Raw genomic sequence first — 10,679 nt, 5'->3', positions numbered from 1 at the left:
AGACGGCCTACTGGACCCGCGCGCGTGCCGGGCTCGCCAGCCCCAGCCGCTCCAGGAACCCCTCCAGCGTGAACGCTGCCATGCCCAGCGCGACGGCGTTCCCCGGCACCGGGGACGCCTGGACCGTCAGCCCCGGCAGCGAGCCCGGCAGGACGTGCCGGGGCAGCTCCTCGCGGACGGCCGGGACGAGCCGGTCGGCCAGCGCGCGGGACATCCAGCCGGTCAGCGTGACCGTCGGCACGTTCAGCAGATTGACCAGGTCCCCGAGCGCCGCGCCCAGATAACGCGCGGTGCGCGCGAGGAGTTCCGCCACCGCGGGGTCGCCCGCCGCGAGCCCCTCGGCGACGGCGACCACGAAGTCCCGCTGCCCCCTGCGCCGCAGTGCCGGGTGGTCCGGCGCGATCGCGGCGAGCGTCGCCTCCAGGCCGGCCGCCCCGACGTACGCCTCGACGCAGCCGCGCCGCCCGCAGCGGCACGGGCGGCCGTCCAGCTCCAGGAGCGTGTGCCCCCACTCCCCCGCGTTGTTGGTGGCGCCCCGGATCAGCGAGCCGCCCAGGGCGAGGCCGGCGCCGACGCCCGTACCGAGGTTGACGACGGCCATGCTGTCGACGCTCCGCCCCACCCCGAACCACATCTCGGACAGCGCGACCGCCTTCAGCGGATTGTCGACGTGGACGGGCAACTCCAGCCGGGCGGCGAGGAGTTCCTCGATCCGTACGTCGTGCCAGGCCCAGTTCGGGGCGAACACCGAGACGCCCGCCCCGGGGTGGACATGGCCCGGCATGCTCACCCCGACGCCGACGATCCGCTCCCGCGCGACGCCGCCCGCCTCGACGGCCCGCCCGATCGCGGAGACGATGCCGTCGACGACGTACCCCTGCCCGTTCTCGTGCTCGTCGAGCGCCACCTCACCCTGGCCGAGGACGCCCAGGGTCAGGTCGTAGACCGTGGCGTCGACGTAGGTCTCGGCGACGTCGACGCCGACGATCCGGCCCCGGTCGGGGTCGATGGCGAGCCGCTCGTAGGGCCGGCCGACGCCGCCGCGCTCGCGCGCCGCGATGACGAGGACGCCCTCCGCGAGGAACTCGCCGACCAGGGTCGTGACGGTCGCCTGGCTGAGCCCGGTGTGCCGGGCCAGCTCCTGGCGGGAGGAGGGACCGAGGTCGAACAGCGCGTGCAGCACCGCGAACCGGTTCTCGCCGCGCAGGTCCCGTGCCGTGTGCCGCGCCACGCGCTCCCCCTCGGTCATTCTCTTGTCGCCGGCTCCAGCGTCAGGGTACGGATCTCCGGCTCGCCCCGCCCCTCCATTCCCCGCGCGAGCAGGGTGACCGGGCCCGGCCAGCCGCGCGGCACCCACAGCGCGTCCGGGTTCCCGCCGGAGAACTCGGGCCGCTCCCCGGCCCAGACCCGCCCCAGGCACTCCCCGCCGGCCCACCCGGTGACCCGTACCTGCGAGGCGTCGAGCCGGATCAACCGCCCGGTGTCGTCCGGGAGATCGAGGTCGATCCACCGCTCCTCGCCCGGCTTCAGCGCCAGCGGCAGCCGTACGACCTCCGCGAGGCCGCGTGTGCCCGCGAACTCGGTGAGCAGCACGTCGTCCTGCACCGCGCAGGACCACTCCTCGACGGCGTCCAGGCCGAGCAGCCGCGCCCGCAGCCCCGGACCGCTCGGGTGATGCGGCCAGGTCAGGGCGATGGCATGGGTGCCGGGGGACAGCAGCAGCCACGGGTTCTCGGCGTTCAGGACCTGCGGCTCACCTCCGTCGACGCGCGCCGTGATCGGCTCCACGACCCCTTGCACCTGCAACGCGGCATCGCTCGCGGCGTGCACGGTACGGGTGTAGGTGACCGGCGTCCCGACCCGTGTGCTGCTCCAGCCGCCGAGCGTCCGCAGCGGCGCGGGCCCGCCCGCCCAGTGGCCGGCGACCGTCCACACCGCGGACACGTCGGCCGACTCGCGGACCTTCCACAGCCGCCCGAGCCCCCGCAGCGCGCCGAGCCTGAGCGCGGGCAGCCGGGCGTCGTCGAAGTTGGCGTGCCCCCAGATCTCGACGACGGCCTCGACGGCGACGGTGCCCGTCACGTCCCGTACGCCGATGGAACGGGCGGCCCCGAACCCGGTGAGCGTCGGGTGGGCGCGCCCCGCGACCGTCAGGTCCACGATGTCGGCGGCCCCGGTGAGCAGCAGTTCGTCGACGCCGGTCAGGTCGGTGACGGCCCGGTAGGCGCCGCGCCCCCGGTACACGCCGAGGGCCTCAAGGGCGGGCGGCAGCGCGTGCACCCCGGCCGCCTTCTCGGGCGCCGACTCCGTCCGCACCCGCACCTCCTCCACCCCGGCCGGCTCTTCGACGACCGGCGCGGGTACGGCGTCGGCGAGGCCGACGGCGCCGCCCGCACCGACCTCGCGCACCCGCACCGCCTCGTCCGGCGCCAGCACGACGACCGTCGCTCCCGCGACCTCCGCCCGCCCCGGGACGGGGACGAGGACGCGCTCCTCCCCGATGACGACGGTCACCGGGACCGTGGAGGCGAACACCAGGGTGCCCTCCCCGGCCGCGACGAGGTCCGCCGAGGCGAGGGCCAGCGTGGCGTCGATCCCCCAGGGGTCCAGGGGGACGCCGACGGCCATCAGGGGGCACGAGTCGGGGGCGACGGCGACGGAGGTGCCGCCGACGACGGCCGTACCCTCCGCCGTCCCCAGGTGCGGTACGGCGACGAGGTGCCCGCCGCCCGGCAGGTCGAGCGTGGCGGCCGTCGAGCTGGTCGCGAAGTCGCAGTGGACGTCCGGGAGTTGATCCCCCGGCGTCGCGAGGGCCAGGCGGTCGCCCCAGGTGTCGAGGACCTTCGCGAGGAGCCTGGCCTCGGTGAACTCGGGACGTTCGACGCCGGTCGAGGAGACGTAGCCGCCGAAGTCGTAGCCGTGGCTCATGAAGTTGCCGGGGCTGCCCCAGTTCCCGGTGGACGGGGTGTAGCCGAAGTTCCAGCCGGACGCCTGGAGATACGGCGCGATCAGCTTGGCCCCGCTCGCGAGCAGCCGGCGCAGGGTGCGGTGGCGCCGGTTGGTCTCGGTGACCAGCAGCGGGACGTCCCGCCGCGCCAACAGGTCGGCGTAGTGCCGGACTTCGGGCTCGATGTCCGGGGAGTCGTCGTCGGGGTAGAAGTTGCAGGCCGGTACGACCCCGTCGACGTCACCGGTGGCGCCCGCGATGTCGCCCTGCCCGGAGCAGGCGATCAGCGGGACGGTGATGCCGTGCCGAAGTGCCGTGTCCCGCAGGGCGGTTACGTACCCTTCCCGGTCCGCGCAGTCGAAGAAGTCCAGCTCGTTCTCCAGCTGCACCATGATCACCGGCCCGCCGGACGGGAGTTGGCGTTCGGCCAGCAGGGGCAGCGCCTGGTCGAACCAGGCGGTGACCTGCTCCAGGTAGCGCGGCTCGTTCTGACGGACCCTCAACTCCGGGTCCAGGCCCAGCCAGGCGGGCAGCGCGCCGCCGTCCCACTCCGAGCAGATGTAGGGGCCGGGGCGGGCGATGACGTACAGGCCCTGCTCGTGGGCGAGGTCGAGGAACGCGGCGACGTCCCGGCGGCCCTCGAACGACCACTGCCCCGGGGCGAGTTCGTGGAAGTTCCACGGCAGGTAGACGTCGACGCAGGTGTAGCCGGACGCCTTCACCTGGGCGAGGCGCGCGCGCCACTGCTCCCGGGGGAGGCGGAAGTAGAAGAGGGAGGCGCACAGGAGGGTGCGGGGGCGGCCGTCGATCCACACCGCCCGGCCGTCCGCATGGATGGTGGTCACTTCACTCCCGCGCTTCCGCCGCTGATGTCCATCTCGTAGAGGTATTTCTGTCCGATGTAGTAGACGATGATCATGGGGAGGGCGAGCAGGATCGAGCCGACCATCACCAGGTTCCAGGGCGGTGCCTGACCGGCCTGCGAGGTCGCGGTGATGTACTGCACGCCCAGCGCGAGCGGCATCTTCGACTCGTCGTTGAGGTAGATCAGGGGGCCCATGAAGTCGCCCCAGGTGTGAGTGAGGGTGAAGATGCCGATGGCGATCAGGACCGGCCTGAGCATCGGGAACATGATCCGCCGGTAGATGCCGAAGAAGCCCAGGCCGTCCATCATCGCGGCCTCGTCGAGCTCGCTGGGCAGCCGGGAGACGAACTGCCGTACCAGGAACACGTTGAAGGCGTTGGCAAAGAAGTTCGGCACGATCAGCGGCAGGAAGGTGTTCACCCAGCCGAGGTCCCGGAAGAGGATGAACTGGGGGATCATCGTGATCTGCGTCGGGATCATCATGGTCGCGATGACGATCAGGAACATCGCGTTCTTGCCCGGCGCCCGCAGGCGGGCGAAGGCGTAGCCGACGAGGCCGCTGGAGAGGATCTGCCCCGCCACCGAGAACAGCGAGATGAGCACGGAGTTGAGCAGGAAGGTGCCCACCGGCAGGTCGGTGCTGAAGACCCGGGAGAAGTTGTCCCAGTGGAACTCCCGCGGGATGACCGTGAACGAGCCGGAGTTCACGGTGGCGTCGCTCGACAGCGCGATCGAGCCGACGAAGACCAGCGGGGTGGTCAGGACCGCCGCGACGATCAGCAGGGTGCCGTAGGTGAACGGGGTCGCGCGGAACGCCCGTACGGCGGGGGCCTCTTGGCGTTTCCTGCGCAGCGGGGTGGCGAGGGTCGCCATCACTTCACCTCGGTCTCGTAGAACACCCAGCGCCGGGTGGTGCGGAAGGCGATCACCGTGAAGACGAGGATCACCAGGAACAGCAGCCAGGAGATCGCCGAGGCGTAGCCCATCTTGTAGTAGCCGAACGCCTGGTCGAACAGGAACGGCACCATCGTCTGGGCCGCGTCGTAGCCGGCGGGGTTCTTGCCCTTGGAGACCAGGATGTAGACCTGCGAGAACACCTGGAAGGCGCCGATCAGGCCCATGATCAGGTTGAAGAAGATGATGGGCGTCAGATGCGGCAGCGTGATGCTCCAGAACTGCCGGGTCGCGCTCGCGCCGTCGACCTCGGCCGCCTCGTACAGCTCACGCGGGATGCCCTTCATCGCGGCGAGCAGCAGCACGGTCGCGGCGCCCGCGCCCCACGCCGACATCAGGATGAGGGCGGGCTTGACCCAGGGGCCGTCGAACAGCCAGTTGGGGCCTGAGACGCCGAACAGGCCGAGGAAGTCGTTGATCGGGCCGTTGGGCGCGAGCACCATCCGGAAGATCATCGCGGTGGCGACCAGCGGGATCAGCGTGGGCAGGTAGATCAGGGTGCGCAGCAGCTTGCGGGCGCGGATCTGCTTGTTGAGCAGGTTCGCCAGCCACAGGCCGAGGATCAGGCCGAGGGGGACCGAGATCGCCGCGTAGTAGAGGGTGTTCCACAGGGCCTTCCAGAACACCGGGTCGTCCGTGAGGAGCCTGGTGTAGTTCTGGAAGCCGACCCACTGGGGCGAGTTGAAGGAGTCCCAGTCGGTCAGGGAGTAGTAGACCGACGCGATCATCGGCCCCAGCAGGAAGACCAGGAAGCCGATCACCCACGGCGAGATGAACAGGTAGAAGGCGAGGGCCTCGCGGCGCCGGCGCTTGGAGAGCTTCGGTTTCCCCGGTGCGGTGGGGGGTTTCGTGGCCGCCGGGGCTTCAGGCGGCGGGGTCGGTGCGGTCGTGGTCGCCATCGTCGGTCATGACCCGGACTTGATGAGGGCCTCAAGGTCCTTCTGCACGGCGGTCAGGGCCTTCTTGGCGCTGCGCTCCTTGCCGAGCCAGAAGTCGGCGAGGCCGTTGGAGATGGTGTCGATCATCTGCTGCCACTCGGGGATGAAGGGCGCGCGGAAGACGAACGCGCTCGACTCCGCGAACACGCCCATGTCCACCTGGGTCTTCATCCACGCGGGCTTCAGGAACGCCTGGCTCTTCTGCACCTCCAGGTTGGCCGGCACGTCCTGGCCGGAGGCGATGATCTCCGTCTGTGCCTCGGGAGAGGTGAGGAAGTCGATCGCCTTGAACGCGTTGTCGCGCTGCTTGGACGTACGGGAGATGGCGAGGCCGCTGCCGAACGCCGACACGGCCTGCTTCTTGCCGCGCCACATGGGGGCGATGTCCCAGGCGAACGTCGTCTTCGTCAGGCCCGACATGACCCAGAAGCCGTTGGCGTGGGTGGCGACCTTCTGGTTGGGGAAGGCCTGGTCGCCGCCGATGTCGGGGCCCATGTCGGCGTAGTCCGCCTTGCTGGGCACGACCTTGTGCTTGAAGACCAGGTCACCTGCCCACTGGAGCGCTTCGACGACCGCGTCGCTGTCGACGGCGGGGCGGCCGTTCGCGTCGATGATGGTGCCGCCGTTCTGGTAGGCGAGGCTCCACCACTGCGGGAACCACTCGGCCCCGCTGTAGCCCCACACCTTGCCGGGGACCGTCAGCTCCTTGAACGCCGCGAGGGTGTCGTCCCAAGTCCAGTCAGCGGTGGGCGCCTTGATGCCCTTCTTGTCGAACATGTCCTTGTTGTAGAACACGGTGACCGCGCCGGAGCGGTCCGGGATCGCGTACAGCTTGTCCTGGTACGAGTACAGCGAGCCGACCGGGCCGAAGCGCTGCTCGGGGTCGAGCTTCGCCGCCTTGGCGAGGTCGTCGAGGGGCAGGAGCTGGTTCTTGCTGGAGTACGTGTTGACGCTCTCGGCGACCTGCATGATGTCCGGCCCGTTGCCGCCGGCGATCATCGTCTGGACCTTCTGCGGGTACGAGTCGCCGGGGATCAGCTGGACCTTGACCTTGAGGTCCGGGTACTTCTTGACCAGCAGGTCGATGCGGGCCTGGTACGCCTTGCGGTCGTTGTCGCCGCCCCACACCGTCATCACGAGCGGGCCGCCGCTGGAGCCCGAGGCGGAGTTCCCGCAGGCCGTGAGCGTGATGACCCCGGCCGCTGCGCTCATGCCGAGGAACCCTCGGCGCGACATCTGCATTCTGTCAACTGGCATGGCTCATCCCCTGGTTGAGGTGCGGGAGCGCACAGGAAAGGTGGTGACGACAGCCAGCCGCGGCTTTGCGTGGCGGTTAAATTAACCCTCGATCAAATCGAGCCACAAGCCCTTGTTCCCCAGGAGTTTCGGGAAGGTTCCGCTTCGGCGGGCCCTCGCCGGGTTGGTCACGCGGTCGGTCACGTCGGCCCGGGACAGCAAAAAGACCCCAGATCAACTGGGGTCTTCGCTGGTGTCCGAGGGGGGACTTGAACCCCCACGCCCGATAAAGGGCACTAGCACCTCAAGCTAGCGCGTCTGCCATTCCGCCACCCGGACAAGGTGTCTGCCGTTCGCGGGGGTGTTCCCCGCGGCGACATGGACAACAATACCAAGGTTTCGGGGTGCGTTTCACCTGCGTATCCGCAGGCCGGGGGCTGGGCGGGGAGGCGGCGAGGCCGGGCGACCGGGAGTGATCGCACGGTCACCCGGGCCCGTCAAGACCGCCCCGGCGGCGGGGTGCCGGGTTCCGGCCCTCCTCGGTGGGCGCGAAGGGGCAGGCCGGCACGGGGCGCACGCCCGGCGATCTCGGCGGCCACCGCCCCGGCACCCTCCGCGAGGCCGGAATCCGGATGTCCGAAAGTGCCGCACACCCCCTGGACAGCACCCCCGGGATGCGGGATAACAAGGTCCATACAGTATTCGTCGACTGTATGCAATGTGCCGCATACGGCATTCCTTCCTCCTGCGACCACCCCTACGAAGGGACAGGTTCCGCCATGCCCGAGGACACCCAGGACACCGGGAGCACCGTCTCCGGCGGCCATCTCGTCGCCAAGGCGCTGAAGGCCGAAGGCGTCGACCGCATCTACACGCTCTGCGGCGGCCACATCATCGACATCTACGACGGCTGCGTGGACGAGGGAATAGAAGTCGTCGACGTCCGCCACGAGCAGGTCGCCGCCCACGCCGCCGACGGCTACGCACGGATCACCGGCAAGCCCGGCTGCGCGGTCGTCACCGCCGGACCGGGTACGACGGACGCGGTGACCGGCGTCGCGAACGCCTTCCGCGCCGAGTCCCCGATGCTCCTGATCGGCGGTCAAGGGGCGCTCACCCAGCACAAGATGGGCTCCCTCCAGGACCTCCCGCACGTCGACATGATGGCGCCGATCACGAAGTTCGCGGCGACCGTCCCGGACACGGCCCGCGCCGCCGACATGGTGTCGATGGCGTTCCGCGAGTGCTACCACGGCGCCCCCGGCCCCGCCTTCCTGGAGATCCCGCGCGACGTCCTGGACGCGAAGGTCCCCGTCGACAAGGCCCGCGTCCCGCAGACCGGCGCCTACCGCGCCTCGACCCGCTCGGCCGGCGACCCCGAGGCGGTCGAACGGCTCGCCGACCTCCTCGTGCACGCCGCGAAACCGGCGATCCTGCTGGGCAGCCAGGTGTGGACGACCCGCGGCACCGAGGCGGCGATCGACCTGGTCCGCACCCTCAACATCCCCGCCTACATGAACGGCGCCGGGCGCGGGACCCTCCCGCCCGGCGACCCCCACCACTTCCAGCTCTCCCGCCGGTACGCCTTCTCCGGCGCCGACGTCATCGTGATCGTCGGGACGCCGTTCGACTTCCGGATGGGGTACGGCAAGCGCCTCTCCCCCGACGCGACGGTCGTCCAGATCGACCTCGACTACCGCACCGTCGGCAAGAACCGGGACATCGACCTCGGGATCGTCGGCGACGCGGGACTGGTCCTGAAGCAGGTCACGGAGGCCGCGTCGGGGCGCCTCAACGGCGGTGCGGCGGGCCGCAAGGAGTGGCTGGACGAGCTGCGCGCCGTCGAACAGGCCGCGATCGAGAAGCGGTTGCCGCAACTGCGGTCCGACGCCTCGCCGATCCACCCCTACCGGCTGGTGAGCGAGATCAACGACTTCCTCACCGAGGACTCCATCTACATCGGCGACGGCGGCGACATCGTCACCTTCTCCGGGCAGGTCGTACAGCCCAAGTCCCCCGGCCACTGGATGGACCCGGGCCCCCTGGGCACCCTCGGCGTCGGCGTCCCCTTCGTGCTCGCCGCGAAGCAGGCCCGCCCCGACAAGGAGGTCGTCGCGCTGTTCGGGGACGGCGCGTTCTCCCTGACCGGCTGGGACTTCGAGACCCTCGTGCGCTACGACCTCCCCTTCGTCGGCATCGTCGGCAACAACTCCTCGATGAACCAGATCCGTTACGGCCAGGCCCGCAAGTACGGCGAGGCCCGCCAGCGGGTCGGCAACACCCTCGGCGACGTCCACTACGACCAGTTCGCGCGGATGCTCGGCGGCTACGGCGAGGAGGTCCGCGACCCCGCCGACATCGGCCCGGCGCTCCGGCGCGCCCGCGAGTCGGGCAAGCCCTCGCTGATCAACGTCTGGGTCGACCCGGACGCGTACGCCCCCGGAACCATGAACCAGACGATGTACAAGTGAGGTCGGCACCCATGACCACTCCCCTGACCGCCGGCGCGACCGGCAAGGCGCTCGACGGCATCCGGGTCCTCGACATGACCCACGTCCAGTCCGGCCCCTCCGCCACCCAGCTCCTCGCCTGGCTCGGCGCGGACGTCGTGAAGCTGGAGGCGCCCTCCGGGGACATCACGCGCAGCCAGCTGCGCGACGTCCCGGACGTCGACTCGCTCTACTTCACGATGCTGAACTGCAACAAGCGCAGCATCACCCTCAACACCAAGACCGAGCGCGGCAAGGAGATCCTCACCGAGCTGATCCGGCGCTCGGACGTCCTCGTCGAGAACTTCGGGCCCGGCGCGGTGGACCGGATGGGGTTCACCTGGGAGCGGGTCCAGGAGATCAATCCACGGATCGTCTATGCCTCCATCAAGGGGTTCGGGGACGGCCCGTACACCAACTTCAAGGCGTACGAGGTGGTCGCTCAGGCGATGGGCGGGTCGATGTCGACCACGGGGTTCGAGGACGGGCCGCCGCTGGCGACGGGGGCCCAGATCGGGGACTCGGGGACGGGGGTGCACGCCGTGGCGGGGATCCTCGCGGCCCTGCTCCAGCGCGAGAAAACCGGGCGTGGTCAGCGGGTCGGCGTGGCCATGCAGCACGCCGTACTCAACCTGTGCCGGGTGAAGCTCCGGGACCAGCAGCGCCTGGCACGAGGGCCGCTCTCCGAATATCCGAACGACGACTTCGGCGAGGAAGTTCCCCGGTCCGGAAACGCGTCCGGCGGCGGCCAGCCGGGCTGGGCCGTGCGGTGTGCCCCGGGGGGTCCGAACGACTACGTGTACGTCATCGTGCAGCCCGTCGGCTGGCGGCCGATCGCCGAGCTGATCGGGCGTCCGGAGCTGGCCGACGACCCCGAGTGGGCGACCCCGCAGGCCCGGCTCCCGAAGCTGGGCAAGATGTTCCAGCTGATCGAGGAGTGGTCGGCGACCCTGCCGAAGTGGGAGGTCCTGGACCGGCTGAACGCCCGGGGCGTGCCGTGCGGGCCGATCCTGTCGACGAAGGAGATCGTCGAGGACGAGTCGCTGATCGCGAACGAGATGATCGTGCGCGTCGAGCACCCGGAGCGGGGCGAGTTCGTGACGGTCGGCAGCCCGCTGAAGCTGTCCGACTCCCCGGTCGAGGTGAGAAGTTCGCCGCTGCTCGGCGAGCACAACGAGGAGATCTACGCCGCCGAGCTGGGCCTCGGCGCCGACGAACTGCGGCTGCTGAAGTCGGACGGGGTGATCTGA

7 protein-coding genes and 1 tRNA gene are annotated in these 10,679 nt (G+C 70.4%); 2 read left to right on the top strand and 6 right to left on the bottom strand.

Going from position 1 to position 10,679, the window contains the following annotated elements:
- Window positions 1-7: 7 nt before the first annotated feature.
- From PV682_RS05580 to PV682_RS05555, 6 genes are all read right to left on the bottom strand, one after another.
- Window positions 8-1,249: an ROK family transcriptional regulator gene (locus tag PV682_RS05580; protein ID WP_319724611.1), complete on the bottom strand. Its 1,242-nt coding sequence runs from the start codon at window positions 1,247-1,249 to the stop codon at window positions 8-10.
- Entirely contained in the window at window positions 1,246-3,792 is a 2,547-nt protein-coding gene (locus PV682_RS05575; RefSeq protein ID WP_319724609.1) for a beta-galactosidase, read from the bottom strand. Before PV682_RS05575 ends, PV682_RS05580 begins: the two co-directional genes overlap by 4 nt.
- Window positions 3,789-4,685 carry a carbohydrate ABC transporter permease gene (locus PV682_RS05570; RefSeq protein ID WP_319724608.1) on the bottom strand — a complete coding sequence of 299 codons (897 nt, stop codon included), beginning with the start codon at window positions 4,683-4,685 and terminating at the stop codon, window positions 3,789-3,791. Before PV682_RS05570 ends, PV682_RS05575 begins: the two co-directional genes overlap by 4 nt.
- Window positions 4,685-5,665: a carbohydrate ABC transporter permease gene (locus PV682_RS05565; RefSeq protein ID WP_319724606.1), complete on the bottom strand. Its 981-nt coding sequence runs from the start codon at window positions 5,663-5,665 to the stop codon at window positions 4,685-4,687. Before PV682_RS05565 ends, PV682_RS05570 begins: the two co-directional genes overlap by 1 nt.
- Window positions 5,666-5,671: 6 nt before the next feature.
- Complete coding sequence (locus PV682_RS05560) at window positions 5,672-6,961, bottom strand: ABC transporter substrate-binding protein (protein ID WP_055721221.1); 1,290 nt, start codon at window positions 6,959-6,961, stop codon at window positions 5,672-5,674.
- A gap of 230 nt (window positions 6,962-7,191) precedes the next feature.
- A tRNA-Leu gene (locus PV682_RS05555) sits at window positions 7,192-7,279 on the bottom strand.
- A 440-nt stretch (window positions 7,280-7,719) separates the two neighbouring features.
- On the opposite strand from PV682_RS05555, the gene PV682_RS05550 reads away from it, so the two are divergent.
- Both PV682_RS05550 and frc read left to right on the top strand, forming a co-directional pair.
- Window positions 7,720-9,411 carry a thiamine pyrophosphate-binding protein gene (locus PV682_RS05550; protein WP_319724603.1) on the top strand — a complete coding sequence of 564 codons (1,692 nt, stop codon included), beginning with the start codon at window positions 7,720-7,722 and terminating at the stop codon, window positions 9,409-9,411.
- Between the two features lie 11 nt (window positions 9,412-9,422).
- Entirely contained in the window at window positions 9,423-10,679 is a 1,257-nt protein-coding gene (gene frc, locus PV682_RS05545) for a formyl-CoA transferase (protein WP_319724602.1), read from the top strand.

The organism is Streptomyces niveiscabiei (assembly GCF_033794345.1).
Taxonomy (GTDB): Bacteria; Actinomycetota; Actinomycetes; order Streptomycetales; family Streptomycetaceae; genus Streptomyces; species Streptomyces niveiscabiei.
This window is presented reverse-complemented; position numbering and strand designations above follow the sequence as displayed.